We start from the raw sequence: 19,511 nt of genomic DNA, 5'->3' as shown, positions 1-19,511 counted from the left end.
CAATCGACTACGATTAGTAATGCAGTCGACTTGTATTTGGGTTTATGTGGTATGCAAATAGTTATGTTTGCAAATGTGCATTTCCAATAAAGCGGCGAGCTATAAGACAAAAATAAATAAAGAATAAATAAAGAATAAATAAAAAATAAATAATAACAAATAAATAATGTATATGCCATTAAGAAAGGTTTATGGTATGTCTAACAGCAAACCTGAGGAAAGCGTGCACGAAGAAAACGGCGCGACTGAAAAATTCTCCGGTAAAACTAACGATGAAGCTAACAAAAGCACTTCTTTCGCTGCGAGCACTGACTCTTCGCTGAATGAAGCTGAAAAATATGCTTATTCAGGCTCGAAACGCAAAATGGGCAAGATATGGCTATTTAGCTTAGCTATTGTTTTGGTAGTAGTGTTTAGTGCAATTTTTGCAACTCTTACTACATCTAATAAACCAAATAAATCAAATTCAGTATCGGAAATTTCGAACAAAACTGTATCTATAGGTCTAAAGTTAGCTCCTACGAATCTTGATATCCGTAATCAATCAGGTTCCTCACTCGACCAGTTGCTTATTGGTAACGTGTATGAAGGCTTAGTTGCTCGCAATGATATTAATCAGGTAGTTCCTTCGTTAGCTCAAAGCTGGGAAATAAGTAAAGATGGTTTGCGTTACACATTCCACATGCGTAAGGGTGCTGTATTTTCTAACGGCAATAAGCTTACTGCGCATGATGCAGAATGGTCGTTTAACGAGCTTATTGCTAAAAAATATCGCGGCTCTAACATGGTTGGAAAAGTTGAGTCTGCTAAAGCAAAAGATGATTACACGTTTGAAATCACTCTTAAAGAGCCAAATGCTAAGCTTTTGTGGGCACTTTGCAGTCGTTCAGGTTTAGTTTTTGATAAAAACGCAAAGTATGATGCAAAAACTCAAGCAGTCGGTTCTGGACCGTATTTAATTGACAAATTTGTGCCAAATGATCGCGTTGTTTTAAAAGCGAATCCGCGTTATAAAGGCATTCATCGTGCGCAAACTAATAAGATAGTAATTCGCTATTTTGTTGACGATAACGCAGCAGTTGACGCACTTTCTTCCGGCTCTGTGCAAGCGTTGGCTCCTATTTCTGGTCAACTTGCTAAGCCTTTTAAAGATGATTCCAAGCGTTACGATGTAAGTGCAGGTAATGGCACAGATAAATTTGTTCTAGCGATGAATATGAAAGGCGAACGTACTAAAGATAAGCGCGTGCGCAAAGCTATTCGTTACGCGATTGATCACAAGCAAATTATTGCATCTCGTGGCGGAACGGATTTAGCTCTTGGCGGTCCAATTCCTTCTCTTGACCCTGGTTATGAGGATTTAACTAAGCTGTATCCACATGATTTGCATCGCGCTAAGGCGTTAATGAAGGAAGTTGGATTTGACGAATCGCATCCTATGGATTTGACGCTTACTTATCCGAATATTTACGGCACGCAAATTGGCGATCAGCTGCGCTCGCAATTGAAGCCTATTGGAATCAATTTGAAAGTTAATATTGTCGAGTTTACTACTTGGCTTCAGGATGTTTATAAGAATAAGCAGTATGATTTGTCGATGGTTGATCACAATGAGAGTCACGATTTTGGGCAGTGGGCGGATCCTACGTATTACTACGGTTATGACAATAAGCAAGTCCAGGATTTGTATGCTAAAGCTATGCTTTGTGCGGATCCTAAAGAGTCAGATAAATTGCTTGCTCAAGCTGCGCGAATTATTAGCGAGGATGCTCCTGCTGATTGGCTGTTTAACTATCGCGTTGTAACTGCGAAAGTGAAGAATCTTGAAGGAATGTCTTTTGATATGAATCAAGAGATTTTGCCGCTATACAACCTGCGACTTAGTTGATTTTTATTTGCTAGTCGCCATCTAGTTTCTAATGTAGAAATGAAACTGCGCGCGTGTCCGAAAACCACTAATCAGAGACACTCGCGCAGTATGTAATCTGCGTGAGTGTCCCAAAATGGGCAAAATAAGACACTCGCGCAGCGCGCAAACTGCACTAGTGTCCGAATTTGTGTATTTGTGGTGTGTTTCGACTAGAAGAACATAGAAAGTAGGCATTTTATGTTTCGTATGATTTGCTACAGAGTATTGCTGTTTCTTCTTGCTTTACTTGGCATTTCTGTAGTTATTTTCATATCGTTACGTGTACTTCCGGGCGATGTTGCGCAAGTTATGGCCGGCTTAAACGCTCCTAGCGGAAAAGTAGAGGAGCTTAGAGCAGAACTTGGTATTAATAAGCCACTTTTTACGCAGTATGTTGACTGGATTTGTGGTGTTTTCCGCGGTGACTTTGGCGTGTCTATGTTGACTGGTCGTTCTGTAAGTTCAACTATTGCGATGCGTGCTTCTATTACTTTTCCGCTGATTCTTTTGGGTCTGTTTATTGCTTTAGTAGTTGGTATTTCACTTGGTTGTTTGCAAATTACTCATGAAGGCAAACTTTCACAGGCAATTATGCGCTTTTTGGCTATTACAGCAGGCTCTGTTCCAGCATTATGGGGTTGCATGCTACTTATTTTGCTATTAGGACGCGGTATTGGTGTGTTCAGTTTGTTGCCAACTCAAGGTGTCCCTACAGATGGCTGGAGTGAATTTCCTGAAGCTTTTGCGTCTCTTCTTATTCCGGCTCTTACAGTCGGACTTATTGTTGGCTCTAGTTTTATGCGTTACACTGCTGCAACTGTTGAAAATATTGTTAAAAGTGAAGTAGCTTCTCAAGCTATGGCTTGCGGAATGACTCGCAAACAAGTTGTGTGGCGTGTTGGTTTGCGGCTTGCTCTTCCTCAACTTGTATCTGTTATTGGTTTAACTTTCGCTCATATGGTTATGGGTGTGATGGTTATTGAAAACCTGTTTTCCTTACCTGGTATTGGTACGGGTATGGTTCGAGATGTTGGTTTGCGCGATCTAATTGCAGTGCAAGGTGAGCTTTTTATGCTTGCTGCGCTGTTCTTACTAATCGGCTTTGTAGTTGACATTACGCACCGACTACTTGATCCTAGGTTATCTAAAGATAGTTTGAATTAATTTCCTATTGTTGAATCTAACATGCGAATAAGGTGAGTTTTTATGTGCAATATGTCTAAAAAAAGTATCAAAGTAAAATCTACTTTATGTAAGCGCATATGGAATGCTACTTTCGGTAAATTTGTGTGTTTAACGTTTGCAATATGGTTTTTTGTTGCGTTGCTTTCGCTTTTATGGACTCCGTACTCACTTTTAGAAACTAATGGTTTTAAAGTATGGCAGAAGCCGTCTTTTTCGCATTGGCTTGGCACGGACGGCACTGGTTCAGATATGCTTAGTTGGCTTATGGCAGGTTCAAGAATTGAGCTGATTCTCGTTTTTTCTACTGTTCTAGTTGCTGCTTGTGTTGGGTTTATTGTTTTGAGCTTTATGATTTCTAGTTCACAAATGGTTCGCACAATAAGCATTATGTCTGTTGACGCATTGATTTCTGTTCCAACTGTTTTAATTGCGCTTATGCTTGCAGTTCCGTTTGGAGCTAGTGTTGTTGTGATTGTTATTGCTTGTGGAACTGGCTATGGCTTGAATTTAGCACGTATTGTACGACCTAGTGCGCAGCTTGCGTTGCAATCTGATTATGTGACTTCAGCTGTTTTGCAAGGTGCTTCGCGTAAATATGTTCTTATTCATCATGTTTTACCCAATATTATTCCTGTTGCTTTTGTTGAGCTTTCTCTTTCTGCAGGAACTGTTATTTTGGCTGAAAGTGGCTTAACATACTTGGGTATTGGTGTTCCTTCTGGAGTTCCTAGCTGGGGGCGCGTGTTGGCTACTTCTGTTTCGTTAATTCACGTAAATCCTTTATCGGTTGTCTGGCCGGGTTTGATTGTGACTGTGGTTGTTGTTGCTCTTAATCTTTTTGGTGACGTATTGCGCAAAGTTTTAGATCCTTCATCAAAAAGTACGGATAAAGTAGGGGAAAAATGAGCTTAATTATTCAAAATCTTACGCTAAAACTTGGCGGAAAAGTAATTCTTGACAACGTATCAATTGAGATTTCTGACGGTGAGCGTGTTGGCTTAGTTGGTTCTTCTGGCTCTGGCAAATCTATGCTAATTCGAGCTATAACTGGATTATTGCCGTCAAATGCTGAAATTTCAGGCTCTTGTATGCTTGGCAATCTTCAAACAGTGAAAGCAAAAGATGAAAATTTAGCTTCTATTCGTGGAAAATACGTTGGTGTAGTATTTCAGCAAGCTAATAGAGCGCTTAATCCAATGTTAAGCGTTGAAAAACAAATTTCTTTGCCTTTGCGAATACATTACAATCTAGATGATGACGATATTCACAATCGAGTATGCATGATGCTTGAAAAAGTAGGGTTGTCGAAAAATCTCGCATCTCAACGCACGTTTGAGCTTTCTGGAGGTCAACAGCAGCGAGTTGGTATTGCTACAGCTTTGATTACCTCTCCGCGTTTGATTTTGGCTGATGAGCCTACTACTGCGCTTGACTCGGTTACACAAAGTGAAGTTGTGCGAATGCTTGCTTCACTTGTAGATGATATGGGCGCTTCAATGCTTTTTGTAACGCACGATTTTTCTGTGCTTTCGCATGCTGCTAATCGTTGCTATGTGCTTGATTCTGGGCGTGTGGTCGATAGTGAAAATATTAAGAATTTGCTTGATAATCCGCGTATTTCTTCGACTAAACAATTAGTGAGTGCTGCTAAAAAGTTGACTTTTAGAGCGCAAAATTTAGGTTCTAAAAATTTAGATTCTGTAAAAGTGGGTTCTGCAAATGTTGATTCTGAAAACGCTGATTTTAAGAAATTTAATTCCCGTATTGGCAATAGTGAAGAAAATTCGCTTATAAATGCAAAAAATATTCACGTTACTTTAGGTCGCGCAAAAACTCGTGCTGAAGTTTTAAGCGGTGTAGATTTAAATCTTAATATTGGCGAATCTTTGGCGATTATTGGCGGATCTGGTTCTGGCAAAACAACTCTTATACGCGCTATGTTGGGGCTTGAAACTCTTTGCGAAGGTAACGTTACTTATTGCGGTGAAATCGTAAATAACGTCAATTTATTAGAAGTAAATAAAAATGCTTGTACACTTATGAGACGCGAATCGTCGCTTGTATTTCAGCATCCGTTTGCTGCATTGGATCCTAGGTGGACAGTTCAAAAAAGTGTTGCTGAGCCTCTTAGAATATGGCGAAAATCGCTTAAATTAGACGATGCAACTATTGAGCAGCGTGTTTGCGAAATGTTGAAATTAGTAGGCTTAAAACCTGAAGATTTTTTGGAACGTCACCCTCACGAGCTTTCTGGCGGTCAAGCGCAATGTGTTTGTATTGCTCGCGCCTTAATTAATAATCCTCGAGTTTTGCTTGCTGATGAGCCTATGAGTGCAATTGACGTTGCTGAAAGAACTCGCATTTTAGACGCTTTTGCGTCCATTCGCTCCGAGCGTAAAAGCATGTCATGCATATTTGTAAGTCATGATTTGGGTATGATCCGGCATTTAGCAACGCGAGTTATTGTTCTTAATGAAGGAAAAGTTGTGGAATGTGGCAGTGTAAATGATGTGCTCAATAATCCACAAAATGACTACACTCGTGCTCTTGTAAACGCAGCAATCATGTAAATAAATCTTTCAACTAATAAATCTTTCAACTAATTAGGCGACTACCGTCTACTATAGAAGTACTCAGTACGTTAAAGAGTACGTTGTTTATTGTGTAGTTAAGTGAAGGGAATACTTATGAATAAGCAGGATGCGTCTAGACCTAGACCAGAAAGTTTTGAACTAGATCATACTAAAGTAAAAGCACCTTATGTGCGCTATATCAATACGCAAAAAGGTCCTAATGGGGATGTTATTTCCAACTATGATATTCGTTTAACGCAGCCTAATGAGGAAGCGATTCCTACTGCAGCTTTGCACACAATTGAGCATATGATTGCAGTGTTACTTCGCGAGCGTATTGATGGCTATATTGATTGCTCGCCTTTTGGTTGCAGAACTGGTTTTCATCTGCTAACTTGGGGCGAACACAGCACAGAAGATGTGGCGCGCGCTTTAAAGGAATCTCTTGAGTTTATTGCGTTTAAGGCGACTTGGGATGATGTTCCTGCAACAACTATTGAATCTTGTGGCAACTATAGAGACCACAGTTTATTTGGTGCTAGTCAATGGTGTAAAGATATTCTAGCGAAGGGAATTAGTTCGGATCCTTTTGAGCGCAAACTTGTGTAAGTAATAATTAGCTAATTTTGCGTAGTTTTATTTGCTTTCTTTTTAGAGGTTGACATGGAAGATATAACATTGAGAAAAGCAACTCTTGGTGACTTGCGAGATATTGAGCATATTTATGAAAATGCTCGCAAATTTATGCGTGTTACAGGCAATCCTCATCAGTGGGGGAATAGTTTTCCACTTGTTTCAAGTGTTATTGAGGATATTCGTTTAAAACGTTTCTATTTGATTGTTGACGAGGATCCAGAATCGCATAACGAGCGTATTCTAGCGCAATTCGCATTATGCGAAGGTGTTGATGAAGTGTATGCCAGTATTGACGGTGCGTGGCTTGATGATATTTCTCCTTATGTAACAATTCACCGCTTAGCGTCTTCAGGAATAAAACCAAAAATGGCAACAGCGTGCTTGCATTGGGTGCAAGAAAACTATAATAATGTACGCATTGACACGCATCCAGATAACGTAATTATGCAAAAAATAATTACGCGTGCAGGGTTTAGTCGTTGTGGATTGGTCGTTATTCCAGATCGTGCACACAGTGCAGTACGTATTGCATACCAATGGGTGCAAACACTTAATCATGTCATATGAAATGCGCATGTGTTCTTAAAAGCTTATGGAGAGTATACAAAAGAGCATGTAGCATTAAAAGCATACTAAATCAGTTAGGTGAGTTATGAGTACAGATTTAAGTAATGCGGCAAGTAATAGTGCAAGTAATGCGGCAATGTTAGAAGCAAACTATGCTCGCGCGTTAAGTGCATACCCTGGGCAGGTAATCGTCGATTTGAAGGCACTTCGAGACAATATGCGCACTTTGGTTGCGCGCGTTTCGCAAGATTTGCAGCCTGGTCAGAATGCGCCGGAAGTTATGGGAGTCGTAAAAGCAGACGGATACGGTCACGGGCTTATTCCTAGTGCACTAGCAGCATTAGCTGGAGGCGCTACTTGGCTTGGCACAGCTCAACCATACGAAGCGTTACGTTTGCGCGCAGCAGGTATTGATTCCAGCCGTTGCCATATTCTCACTTGGCTTACTAGTGCTCCAACTACGAGATTTGCAGATCTGATTACAGCAGATATTGATATTTCAGTAGGCTCTGTTGACTCTCTTGATGCTGTAGCTGTTGCTGCACGTAATTTAGCAAAGCCTGCTCGCGTGCACGTAAAAGTCGATACTGGTTTTGGACGAAACGGTTTTACGCCAGAAGGTTTTAGTGCCGCTTTAGCAAAGTTAAAGCAGTATGCGAGCGAAGGTGTAATTGAGGTTATTGGTCAATGGAGTCACTTAGCTGTGGCAGATTCGCCGGACGTTCCAGAATTTGTAGATGCAACCGACCGGCAAATCCAACAATTCCACGAGTTTACAAATCGCATGAGTGAAGCTGGTTTAGCACCTAAAATCCGCCATTTAGCGAATACTGCTGCAACGCTTAATCGTCCAGAAATTCGTTTTGAGCTTGTTCGTCCAGGAATTGGTTTGTACGGATACGAGCCGGATCCTGCAATGGGGGATTCGCAAACTTATGGATTGCAACCAGCTATGACGCTTCAAGCGCAACTTGGCACTGTAAAAGCTGTAGAAGAAGGGCATGGAATTTCTTACGGGCGTACGTATTTAACTCCAAATAATACGAGTACTGCTATTGTGCCGCTTGGTTACGCTGACGGAATTTTGCGTTCTGCCTCTGGATTTGATATGCAAGGTGCTCGTCATATTGATAAGCCGGGCGGACCGGTTAGAGTAGAAACCAATAAAGGTGCGCGAATTTTGAACGTTTCTGGGCGAGTTTGTATGGATCAGTTCATAGTTGATTTAAAAGGAGATGCTTCAGAGTTAGGCGTTCGAGAAGGCGATACTGTAACGCTTTTTGGACCTGGAAGAGGCGTGAAATTTGCTGAGCCTACTGCAGACGATTGGGCAGAAGCTGCAGGAACAATCAGCTACGAAATCATGACTGGAATTGGGCCTCGCGTGCCGCGGCTTTACCGCAACGCTTACGAAGTGCTATCTTCTAGCGATATTGCAAAACTGGACGCAAAAAGTCTTATATAACTTGTTACTGCTTGTTTTAGAAGGTTAATAATAGCCTTAATTGCAAATAAAAAGAGGTGCTGTATGTGCGACGAAGTAATTGCATCAGATAATGAGATCGTTGGCGAATACGATTTGCATGATACCGAGCGCTGGGCGAGTGAGCCTCATCACACTCGTGTGAGAACGCCTTTTGAACGAGATCGCGCGCGAATCATACACTCGTCTGCTCTTCGTCGATTGGGTGCAAAAAGCCAGGTTTTAGTTGCAGGTTCGGATGATTTTGCTCGCACTCGATTGACGCATACTTTGGAAGTTGCGCAAATTGGTAGGCAAATTGCAGCAATGCTTGGATGCGATCCAGATGTTGTTGATTGCGCTTGCTTATCGCACGACTTAGGGCACCCACCATTTGGTCATAACGGGGAACGCGCGCTCGCAGAATTAGCGAAAAATATTGGTGGATTTGAAGGAAACGCACAAACTCTTCGCTTACTTACGCGCTTGGAACCGAAAGTTTTTCGTGAAAACGGCAGTAGTGCAGGAGTAAATCTTACGCGCGCAGCATTAGATGCTGCAGTGAAGTATCCGTGGGGATTAGAAGAAGCAAAAGCGCACGATAAAGGCGAGCGTGATTTGAAATTCTGCGTGTATCCGGATGATCGAGATGTGTTTGAATGGTTGAAAATTGGTGCTCCATGCGAAGCAAAACCAATGGAATGTCAAATAATGGATCTTTCAGACGACATTGCTTACAGTGTGCATGATATTGAGGATGCGATTGTAACCGGCGCTTTTAATCCGGCTTTAGTTGCAGATTCAAAAGTTGTAGATGAAGTTATTGAAGAAACCCACGCATGGTATGGTGAGCGTTGGGATGTAGATAAACTTTTGGATGCTTTGAAACGTTTGCGCTCGCTTCACATGTTTCCTAATTCTTTCGACGGTTCTCGTCGAGCGCTAGCGCAGTTGAAAAATATTACTAGTGCTCTTATTGGTCGTTTTGCAAGCTCTGTTGAGCACGCTACGCGTGAGCGTTATGGCAATGGTCCGCTTGTTCGCTACCGCGCAAACCTTGTGATTCCGGAAAATACTTCCTACGAAATTGTGATGCTGAAAAGCTTAGCTGTGCACTTTATAATCGCTCCTCGCGAGCGTGAGGTTTATAAGCGCGAACAGAAAATTTTGACAGATTTAGTAGAAGTATTTATGAGCAAGTCGCCGCGCTCGCACGATGCAATGGAGGAAGTATTCGTGGGAGATTGGAACGAGTGCACTAACGATGATGAGCGTCTTCGTGTTGCAATCGACCAAGTAGCAAGTCTTACAGACGGTTCTGCTACAACTCTTCACGCGGCTTTGTGCTAACGAATCCACTAGGAGTTTCCAACACTGGCGGAGAAATTTACCACTCGCCGCAGATTTGCGATAAGCTAGATAGCATGGTTGGAATGATTGTGAAAGAAGACATTGAGCGCGTGCGCGCTGCGGCAGATTTGTATGACATTGTGTCTGCAACTGTTACGCTTAAGCCTTCCGGAACTGGCACTTTTGTAGGTCTTTGCCCATTCCACGATGAAAAAACGCCAAGTTTTAGTGTGCGACCAAGCTTGGGAGTATGGCACTGTTTCGGTTGCGGCGCTGGTGGCGATGTATTTAAGTACGTTGAGCAAAAAGAGAATATTGATTTTCGTGAAGCGGTCGAGTTTTTAGCAGATCGTTATCACATTGAGATGCATTATAAGCAGGAGCAAAATAATGATTCTCAAGCGCGCGGTTCTAAGCGAGCCAGGCTTTTAGAAGCAAATGAAGAAGCGCAAAAGTTTTTCGTTTCAAATCTCGGCACTAAAGAGGCAGCTCCTGCGCGCGAATTACTTGCAGGGCGAAACTTTACTCCGCAACAAAGTGCGCGTTTTTCTTGTGGTTACGCGCCTAAAGGCTGGGATAATTTAGTTAGATATTTGGCAAATAAAGGTTTTACGCGTCAAGAACTTCTTGATGCTGGTCTCGCTAGACTCGGTCAGCGCGGAATATATGACTATTTCCGCGGTCGCTTAACTTGGCCTATTCGCGACTCGACTGGTCGAACTCTTGGCTTTGGTGCAAGAAAGCTTTATGACGACGACTCCATTAGCGCAAAATATATTAACACTCCCGATACTGCACTGTATCGAAAAACGCAAGTTTTGTACGGAATTGACTTAGCTAAAGCAAATATTGTAAAAAAGCGTCAAGTTGTAATTGTCGAAGGCTACACGGACGTTATGGCATGCCATTTAGCTGGTATTGATACTGCAGTTGCAACTTGCGGAACTGCGTTTGGCGTTGAGCATGCAAAAATTGTGCGCCGCCTTATTGCAGACGATTCTTTGGGTGCAATTCAGCTTGTTGGTCCGCTGAAGGTAGATGGACAGTCTGTAAGTTCGCGCATCGTTTTTACTTTCGACGGTGATGCTGCAGGTCAAAAGGCTGCGCTACACGCTTTTGGTTTGGATTCTGCGTTTTTGACGCAAACTTTTGTTGCTGTAGCAGACAATAATCTCGATCCTTGCGATTTGCGTATTCAGCGCGGTGATGAGGCTGTGCGTTCGCTTGTTGCACATGCAAGTCCGCTATACGATTTCGTTATTGACACAGTAATTAATCGTTTTGAAACTTCGTACACTACTGGTCAAATGGGTGCTATAAAGGCTGTCGCTCCTCTTATTGCGCAAATTCGAGACCGTTCGCTGCTTGACTTGTATATGCGCAAAGCAGTGCGCTCAATTGGCGTTGATTTAGCTGTTATGCGCAATGAAGTTGAGTCTGCGCGTAGACGTTTGAAAGTGCGTGACGACGATGCTTATGCGCAAAAGCATAACGTTATTCCGCCTTTTGGTCAGCAAATTCATGACGATCGTAATGCAGGTTTTAAAGCTTCTCGCATGGAAATTATTAAAAGTTCTGCTAAAAATCAGCATTATTATCGTGTGGATGATGCTGTATTTATGTGCGAACAACAATTTATGGCGTTACTTTTGCAAGTTCCGCTTGCTTTTGATGAGAAATTGTTTGCGCAATTGACTTTGAATAATTTTATTACACCAGTATTTCGTACGCTGTTTCAAGCATTTGTAGCTGCAGGTGGATTGCCGGTTGGCAATGTTTCGCAAGGATTGTGGCTGCACATGATGACAAAAGCTGCAGGTCCTTTGCTTGAGTCCGTTATTACAGAACTTTCTGTAATGCCGTTGCCGCTTCCTTCTCCTGCAGATACATTGGAAGATACCAGCAATCGACAGAATCAGCAAGTTTCAAACGGATCTCCTTCAGATTTTTTGCGAAAAGCTACGAGTGCAGAAAGTAAGTATGCAAACGAGCTGCTTATTCGCCTTCTTGATATCGGCTATATGCGTAGAATCGGTGCTGCTAGAGTGCGTATGGCGAAACTCAAGGATGGTCAGGAAAAGCTTGAGCTTCTAGGAAAAATTACTTCAATGGAAGCGGCTCGCAAAAACTTACAATCGCAAATTCTATAAGATGTATCAATTACTTGTTTTGTCTTTATATACCGAGATACGCGATTTATATATAAATGTGTAGCTATGTAAGAAAGAAGTGTAGAAACAATGTTTTTATTACCTGAGCAGCAGTTGAATCGCTGTACAAGAGTTATGCAACAACGCCTATATCCGTATATAAATATTGTTTTATCGCACTGTAAAATTCGAGCATATGAGATTGCTGGAGAACCTATTTCTTCTAACGAATTCTTTTCTAAGCTAAAAAGAAACGATATTGTGTTTAGCTCATTTAATGTTCCAGGTGTTTGGGGAACAACTTGGGGTACAACATGGTTTGAAGTTACAGGGTCGATTGATTTTTCAAAGGTAAAAGGGCGCAAAGTTGAGCTAAATGTTGATTTAGGTTGGATTAGCAATCTTTTTCCTGGTTTTCAAGCTGAAGGATTAGTATATAATCTCGATGGAAGAGTTATCAAAGCTGTAAACCCTTGTAATCATTGGGTTCCATTGATTGATGAACATAATAATCGTTCTGTTAGTATTGATGAAAATGGTAATTTTACTTTATATTTAGAAGCTGCAGACAATCCATTTGTTGAAGGATCTGCTCCATTTTCTCCTACTGATTTAGGAGATTGTGCTACTGGAAAAACCGAATGCCAATATATGTTGAAGTATGTTGACGTTACCGTTTTTAATCGTAATATTTTTGATTATTATATAGATCTTGAGACTGTAAGTTCTTTGATGCGCGAATTAAATGATGATAATCCGCGTTATTGGAAATTAGCTAAAGCTTTACAGCTCTCCTTAAACGCATATGATGAGCATGATTTTTCTACTGTTCAAAATGCTCGTAAAGAGTTGTTTAATGTATTAAGTTGCCCTGCTGCAGCAAGCTCTATAAAGCATACGGCTGTCGGGCATGCTCATATTGATTCTGCTTGGCAATGGCCTGTGCGCGAGACTCATAGAAAGGTTGCACGCACAATATCTAACGTTTTAGCTCTTATGGATGAGGATCCTGATTTTACTTATGCTATGAGTTCTGCTCAACAATACGAGTGGCTAGAAAACGAGCATCCCGATTTGTTTGAGCGTATGAAAAATAGGATTAAGGAAGGACGTTTTATACCTGTCGGTGGTATGTGGGTTGAGTCCGATGTAATGATGCCATGCGGTGAATCTTTAATTCGCCAAATGACTTTTGGTAAGCGCTATTTTAAGGAGCATCTTGGTGTTGAACCTCATGGCATTTGGCTCCCAGACAGTTTTGGCTATACTGGAGCATTGCCTCAACTTGCTCGCCGCGCTGGATTTGATTGGTTTTTAACTCAAAAGATTTCTTGGAACGATACCACTAAATTCCCGCATCATTCATTCCTTTGGGAAGGAATAGACGGTTCTAGGATTTTAGCTCATTTTCCTCCATCTAATACTTATGCTTCAGCTGTGAGCATGCATGAGTTAGTTTATTCTCAACGCAATTTTTTGGATAAAGATTTATCTGATCACGCAATATTGTTATACGGTTTTGGCGATGGCGGTGGCGGACCTACTCGCGAAATGACTGCTCGTATTAGGCGTGATTGTAATTTAGAGGGTGCTCCTAGAGTTGATTTCGGCACTCCTGATGAGTTGTTTGAAAAAATACGAAAAGATATTGTTGACGATTCAAATGGTAATACACCAGTGTTTAAAGGTGAGCTTTATCTAGAGTTGCATAGGAAAACTCTTACTTCTCAGCAAGATATGAAGCGCTATTGCCGCATGGAGGAATCATTGTTGCGCGTAGCTGAATATCTTGTTGTTTTAGCTCGAGTTTATGCGCCAGAATACCGTTTTAATAGCAATGAGCTTACTAGAATTTGGAAGACTTTATTACTGAACCAGTTCCACGATATTCTTCCAGGCTCTGCTATTGCATGGGTTCATAGGCAAGCTAGAGAAGAATATGCTAGAGATATTTCTTGTTTACGTAAGATTATCTCAGATATTGCTCATGCGATTGTAAAAGCTAACAGTGCGACTGGCACTATTAGCGCGATTAGTATGCGTGAAAATGTAAAGTTATTGACTTATACAGGTAAAAATGAGGTCGCTTGGAATTTATATCAATGCAATGAAAGCGGTAAAAATAATAAAACAACTGTAAAACACAAAAATGATGGTGGAATAATTCTTAATAATAGTGTTTTAAGTGTGATTATTGAACGCGATGGCACAGTATCTTCTGTTAAAGATATTAAATTTAATCGCGAGCTAATTCCATCTGGTTATCGCATGGCGCAATACGAGATACTAAAAGATGAGCCGTATCAATGGGATGCGTGGGATGTTGATAGAGATGCATTTATGAGGAATCGTAAGATTGATGATTCCTCAATTGCTGATGTTAAAGAACTTTTATCGGGCGGTGTGTCTGTTGAAATCTTGGCATGTAAAAAAGATATAAAGATTAAAACAAATATAATTTTAGAGCCATGTGTTAAACGACTTGATTTCCATGCACAAGTTGATTGGAAAGCTAAAGAGCAATTTTTGAAAGTAGATATGCCAACATCTATATGTTCAAATAATGCGCAATATGAGTGTCAATATGGTTTAGTTGAACGTCCAATAGTAAAAAATACTCGTAGTGATGACGCAAAATTTGAATCATGCACGCATAGGTTTGTTCGTATAGAAGATTCCTCTTATGCTGTTGCAGTTGCGAATTCGTCTACTTATGGCGCTGATGCTGCTCCTATTGGCGATTATGTTTCATCTTGTGGAACTATGCTCAGATTATCTTTGCTTTCTGCGCCTCTTTACCCAGATCCAAATACGGATCAAGGTAAGCATGAATTTACTTGGTCATTTATTGCTGATGCAAATATGGATTCAGTGCTAAGTATAGCTGATTTTTTGAATTCGCCAATTATTGATAAGCTTCCAGATGTAGATCCGCTGTTTACGATTCATAGAAACTCAGGTCTAATTGCATTAGATTGGGTTAAGCTAGCTGACGATTGTTCTGGAGATATAATTTTGCGTATTTACGAGCCATGTGGTGGCTGCGCAAGTGGGCAAATAAAACTCAATAAAATCTTGCGTGCGGCTTCGATTGAAGAAGTGGATCTTATGGAAATGCCCGTGTTGCACGGTATGCCTGTAGCTTTGCACAAGAATAATGACGTGTTAAATATAGAATTACATCCTTTTCAGCTATGCTCATTGCGCATTCACATTGCATCTTAATATTGATATTTTTGTTTATATTTTGATACTTGTGATTGCACATACATTAATGATTATTGCGATTTGCAATATATTTAGCTAAAGCACATATAGGATTATCTGTATTTATATAGTTAATTTCGAGCGCATTCATTATCTGCACTATGATTGGTTGGTCAATATGCGCGCGTCTTACTATTTCTACATTCTGAAATGCAGATTCGATGCTCCCTTTGTATAGCACATTTCCATTATCAAGTATGAGAGCATTTTGACAATTTTTGTATGCAAATTCCATGTCATGGGTAATAAATAATACTGTTACATTTATCGTATGTAAATAATTAAGTATTTTTACAAGTCGCATTTTTTGTAGCTTATCCAACCCGCCAGTCACTTCATCCATAATAATAATATGTGGTTCTCTTAGCAGTGCAGATGCAATGTTAATAAATTTTCTTTCAGAGAATGACAAATTAAATGGGTTTGTATTTTCTTTATCGTTTAAACCAGTAAGATTCACAATGCGACGGTAAAGATCATTGTTTATATTCTTTATCCCATATGTAATCTCTTTATGCACAGTGCTGTTAAAAATTTGATCATTTGGATTCTGAAAAATATAACCAACGAGTGATGTAATATCGTGTTGCTTTAATGTTTTATATTGTTTTCCTTCGATAGTTATGTCACCAGAAGTTGGCTGTAATAAATTGTCTATTATTCTGGCTAAAGTGCTTTTCCCTGCTCCATTGCTACCTATTATTGCGCATACTTCACCACTTTCGAATTCTACATTTACGTGTTTTAGAATTTTGCATGATTTTTCTTGTTTATTATTGTTCTTATTTTTTATTTTTTCATTTGAAGGATATTGAAAACTTACATCGTCCAATTTAATTGCGGTGCTCATTGCATTTCTCCTTCAATAAAACTATTAATTTGCTTATATCTGTTATGTTAGGCGTTATTTGAATATCAAAATTACGTAACTTTTTTACAATTTTGACGACTTCTGGAATATCAATACAGTCAGAAGGGAAGGTTTCATCATAAAAAACATCATATTTATTCCCATAATGGGTTATAAAACCATTTTGAAGAACAATAATATTATCTGCATATTCTGCTAACAAATTTGTATCTTGTTCACTAATTATTACAGTATGTCCTTCATCTTTGTATTTTTGTAGAAAATTATAAATATTCTTAGTTTCTTTTGGATCAAGTTGTAGAGTAGGTTCGTCAAGAATTAGTATTTCTGGATTATTCACTATAACGCAAGCGATTGCAACGCGTTGAATTTGCCCGCCAGATAGGCTTAGTGGGTTTTGAAGCGCAAGCTGTTCTATGTTAAGTAATTGCATAACTTGTGTAACTCGACTCTCTATTTGTTGAGTAGGGGTGTTGCGATTTTCTAAGCTGAATGCAATTTCTTCAAATACGGTTTTTTTAATATGACTTAACTGTGAAAAAGGATCGCTAAATACAAAGCCTATGCTGCCACTTTCATCAGATTTTACTAAATCAATCGTGTTGTTTAATAGTATTTTTCCAGAATATTCTCCCTTATAGAAATGAGGAATATAACCCTTAAGAGATAAGCATAGACTTGATTTACCTGAAGCGTTAGCTCCAATTACTCCATATATTTTCCCTGATTCTATCTGTATTGTTATGTTACTTAAAGCTGGTTTTGAAGTAAGTGGATAAGTGTATGAAAAATCGCAAATATTATATGAGATAACCATAAATTACTCTTCCTAGAATAAGAAAAACTAGTGTAATTGTTCCTATTGCTAGTACTAATTTTTCGTGACCATTATGATTAACCTGTTTAATATATGTCTTTTTTTCTGAACTAAAAAAATTTCTTGAATCAAGCATCATTATGCGCTGCTCTATGTTTATTAGTGAAGTAATAAATGCTGGAAGCAAAATCGAAGTAAATGTGCCAATTCTACGTATTAAATTTCCATTAAAGTTTATTCCACGACTTTTTTGCGAGATTATGATTGCTTTAATTTGCATTTGTAAATAATCAATAGTTTGGAAAGTAGAAAGTATTATGAAACATATTTTATTGCTCATCCCAAGTTTGCTTAAAGATATTGTAATATCTTCTATATCAGTTATTTGGAAAAACCATATGACTATAGTTGATATGTTTAAGGTATTCATTCCAAGCGTTATAGAATTAGACAATGCTGTATCTGTAATTTGCAAAAAATTAAGATTTAATATTGCATTTCCTTGTCTATAGAAAGCAACTTGAAATATTGCAACAAATAATGAGAACATGGCTATACTTGCTACAAGTTTATATCCATTCTTTTTTATTCCGCATAGAATCATCAGAATAAGTAGAGCAAGAAAATAGGGGAACAATAAAAGTCGTAAATAGTATAATGTGAATGAAAAAGTATTTAATATAATGTCTACTATTATCAAATATATGGTCAATATAAATTTTGTTGTAGGATACAGCGTTACAAACGTATTTGTATTTTTTACTTGATTAATAGTATCTATATAATGCATGTGCATAATTACTTTTATCTTTGTCTGTATATAGTAGACTCGATTTAATTTTTACTATTCAGAATCTGAATTTTTTAAGTAAAGTGAACCTAATGGGAAAAGAAGCAGTAATTTATTGGGCAAGCATTTTATAACGCTTAAACATATAATGATTGTTAATATTCTATCAGCCCAAGTAAAGAATCCTTCAGCAGAGAATACAGAAATCCAAATATTCACTCCAGATGCAGTTATTAAACCCGCTATCATAGATGATCCTCCGCCAGTAAACCCGCTAAATACTATTACTACTATCGGTGCCGCAATAATAATGGATACTATTGCCATGATTATTGAAGAAATAAAAATTTTCATATAATTTGAAAACATTTTATGTTTTGCTAGAATGCCAGCGCATAAGGCCAGAGCAATATTGACCACTATAAATGGAAGCATGGTTGGCATAGTGATTGATGAAACTATTGAAGATAGCATTCCAGTTATTATTCCTACAAGTGGTCCAAAAACCATGCATGCAAATAAAGTGCCTATAGTATCAAGGAAAATAGGTAGTTTTAGTACGCCAGCTATAGTGCCAGAAATATAATTAATAGCAACACATAATGGTATTGTGACAACTGCAGCAGTAGTAAATTCTTCCTTGAATGATTTAATTATCTGTTTCATGCAACTACCTCCTATTTTATTACTACAAATATAATCTTTTCATGGATTATAAGATACCTTTATAAGTTTGTAAATTAATATTTAGTGTTTTTGATAAATCTTCGCGAGTATATGACATATATACGGCGTATACTCGCTTGCGTATATAAATAACATTTGGTTTTATAATGCTTGCAGTATATGTTGCTTCAGCTGCACGCTAAAGTTAGTTACATCTGAAACTACAGTTTCTATTAATTGATAGGATGTTGAGAGTTTATGGAAAATAAAGGAATTTATTCTAAAAAGAAAATAATAATAGATACAGATTGTGGTTCGGATGATGCTATGGCAATTGCCATGGCTTTAAATGATCCTAGATATGAGATATTGATGTTTTGCACTGTATCAGGAAACGTGTGCATGGAACAAGCGACTATTAATACGCTTACTACTATCGAGCATGCTGGTTCATATGAGCCACCTGTATATAAAGGAAGCAGAAGCATGCTGTTACGCGATTTGGCTTATGCTCATGAAACTCATGGTAGAGATGGAATGGGTGATATTGGTCTAGTTCCTCATCGTTTGAAAGAAAGTAATGGTAATGCTGTTTTGAAAATGATTGAAACTTTGAGAAACAGTGAAGATGGTGAAATAGACATTATTGCATTAGGACCATTAACTAACATTGCTCTAGCTATTAAGGTTGATTATGAAGCGATGAAAAAAGTTGGTCGCATAGTCGTTATGGGATCTGCTGGTTTAGGCCGTGGAAATGTTTCTCCTGTAGCAGAATTTAATATTTGGCAAGATGCAGAAGCTGCAAAGATATTAGTTGATTCTGGTCTTAAAAATATTATGTTTGTTGGATGGGACGCATGCTTGGGAGAATGTATGCTGAATCCACAAGAAATTGCTAATATTCGCAAAAGTGGAGAACTTGGTAAGTTTGTTATTGATTGTAATAGGGAATTAATGGAAATGAATGTTAGCCGTTTTGGGGATGCTTATCTAGATATGGCTGATCCATCTGCCGTTGCCGCTGCGTTATATCCTGAATGTATAAGCGAGTGCACAAAATATTATTGCCAAGTTGATGCAACTCCTGGACCAAGTTATGGCTCAGTTCTTGTTGATGCTAATTTCTTCTCTGGTAAAACTCCGAATGTTGAAATATGTAGTAGGCTTAATCCCGAAAAATATAAAAATTACATTTATCGTACTTTGCATGTTGTAGATTAGCAAAATTTGTTTTTACCAACATGCTTTCTATATTGAAATAACAT

General features: G+C 38.9%; 15 protein-coding genes. 11 read left to right on the top strand and 4 right to left on the bottom strand.

Annotated elements, in window-relative coordinates:
- Nucleotides 1-196 precede the first annotated feature (196 nt).
- The 10 genes from K9E37_RS01640 to K9E37_RS01595 all read left to right on the top strand — a co-directional run bounded on the left by K9E37_RS01640 (nucleotide 197) and on the right by K9E37_RS01595 (nucleotide 15,057).
- Nucleotides 197-1,888: an ABC transporter substrate-binding protein gene (locus tag K9E37_RS01640; protein ID WP_102155710.1), complete on the top strand. Its 1,692-nt coding sequence runs from the start codon at nucleotides 197-199 to the stop codon at nucleotides 1,886-1,888.
- A 219-nt stretch (nucleotides 1,889-2,107) separates the two neighbouring features.
- Complete coding sequence (locus tag K9E37_RS01635) at nucleotides 2,108-3,073, top strand: ABC transporter permease (protein ID WP_248893454.1); 966 nt, start codon at nucleotides 2,108-2,110, stop codon at nucleotides 3,071-3,073.
- A gap of 42 nt (nucleotides 3,074-3,115) precedes the next feature.
- Nucleotides 3,116-4,000, top strand: coding sequence for an ABC transporter permease (locus K9E37_RS01630; RefSeq protein WP_248893452.1), 885 nt, complete (start codon nucleotides 3,116-3,118; stop codon nucleotides 3,998-4,000).
- Nucleotides 3,997-5,664, top strand: a complete 1,668-nt coding sequence (locus tag K9E37_RS01625; RefSeq protein WP_248893450.1) for an ABC transporter ATP-binding protein — start codon at nucleotides 3,997-3,999, stop codon at nucleotides 5,662-5,664. The genes K9E37_RS01630 and K9E37_RS01625 overlap by 4 nt, the downstream gene beginning before the upstream one ends.
- Before the next feature lie 117 nt (nucleotides 5,665-5,781).
- Nucleotides 5,782-6,276 (top strand): S-ribosylhomocysteine lyase, encoded by a 495-nt coding sequence (locus K9E37_RS01620; protein ID WP_004106032.1) that lies wholly within the window; start codon nucleotides 5,782-5,784, stop codon nucleotides 6,274-6,276.
- Between the two features lie 54 nt (nucleotides 6,277-6,330).
- Nucleotides 6,331-6,870, top strand: a complete 540-nt coding sequence (locus K9E37_RS01615) for a GNAT family N-acetyltransferase (RefSeq protein WP_248893448.1) — start codon at nucleotides 6,331-6,333, stop codon at nucleotides 6,868-6,870.
- An 85-nt stretch (nucleotides 6,871-6,955) separates the two neighbouring features.
- Nucleotides 6,956-8,335 (top strand): alanine racemase, encoded by a 1,380-nt coding sequence (gene alr / locus K9E37_RS01610; protein ID WP_102155714.1) that lies wholly within the window; start codon nucleotides 6,956-6,958, stop codon nucleotides 8,333-8,335.
- A 63-nt stretch (nucleotides 8,336-8,398) separates the two neighbouring features.
- Nucleotides 8,399-9,682 carry a deoxyguanosinetriphosphate triphosphohydrolase gene (locus K9E37_RS01605; protein ID WP_102155718.1) on the top strand — a complete coding sequence of 428 codons (1,284 nt, stop codon included), beginning with the start codon at nucleotides 8,399-8,401 and terminating at the stop codon, nucleotides 9,680-9,682.
- The gene (dnaG, locus tag K9E37_RS01600; protein WP_219705505.1) at nucleotides 9,676-11,832 is read left to right on the top strand and encodes a DNA primase; all 2,157 of its coding nucleotides are present in this window, start codon (nucleotides 9,676-9,678) and stop codon (nucleotides 11,830-11,832) included. Before K9E37_RS01605 ends, dnaG begins: the two co-directional genes overlap by 7 nt.
- Nucleotides 11,833-11,922: 90 nt before the next feature.
- Nucleotides 11,923-15,057, top strand: a complete 3,135-nt coding sequence (locus K9E37_RS01595; protein ID WP_162863112.1) for an alpha-mannosidase — start codon at nucleotides 11,923-11,925, stop codon at nucleotides 15,055-15,057.
- Between the two features lie 46 nt (nucleotides 15,058-15,103).
- Here K9E37_RS01595 and K9E37_RS01590 read toward each other — a convergent pair whose 3' ends face one another.
- The 4 genes from K9E37_RS01590 to K9E37_RS01575 are packed head-to-tail and all read right to left on the bottom strand — an operon-like array spanning nucleotide 15,104 to nucleotide 18,243.
- A complete protein-coding gene (locus K9E37_RS01590; protein ID WP_012914363.1) occupies nucleotides 15,104-15,949 on the bottom strand; it encodes an energy-coupling factor ABC transporter ATP-binding protein in 846 nt (281 codons plus the stop codon).
- On the bottom strand, nucleotides 15,933-16,787 hold the full coding sequence (locus K9E37_RS01585) for an energy-coupling factor ABC transporter ATP-binding protein (RefSeq protein WP_041160522.1): 855 nt from the start codon (nucleotides 16,785-16,787) through the stop codon (nucleotides 15,933-15,935). The genes K9E37_RS01590 and K9E37_RS01585 overlap by 17 nt, the downstream gene beginning before the upstream one ends.
- Nucleotides 16,771-17,577 (bottom strand): energy-coupling factor transporter transmembrane component T, encoded by an 807-nt coding sequence (locus tag K9E37_RS01580; protein ID WP_012914362.1) that lies wholly within the window; start codon nucleotides 17,575-17,577, stop codon nucleotides 16,771-16,773. Before K9E37_RS01580 ends, K9E37_RS01585 begins: the two co-directional genes overlap by 17 nt.
- Before the next feature lie 54 nt (nucleotides 17,578-17,631).
- Nucleotides 17,632-18,243, bottom strand: a complete 612-nt coding sequence (locus K9E37_RS01575) for an ECF transporter S component (RefSeq protein ID WP_012914361.1) — start codon at nucleotides 18,241-18,243, stop codon at nucleotides 17,632-17,634.
- Between the two features lie 258 nt (nucleotides 18,244-18,501).
- Between K9E37_RS01575 and K9E37_RS01570 the strand changes: the two genes are divergently transcribed.
- A complete protein-coding gene (locus K9E37_RS01570) occupies nucleotides 18,502-19,467 on the top strand; it encodes a nucleoside hydrolase (RefSeq protein WP_012914360.1) in 966 nt (321 codons plus the stop codon).
- Nucleotides 19,468-19,511: the final 44 nt, after the last annotated feature.

It is taken from the genome of Gardnerella swidsinskii (genome assembly GCF_023277705.1).
GTDB lineage: Bacteria > Actinomycetota > Actinomycetes > Actinomycetales > Bifidobacteriaceae > Bifidobacterium > Bifidobacterium swidsinskii.
Note: the sequence above shows the minus strand (reverse complement) of the source record. Positions and strands in the feature narration are given on the sequence as shown.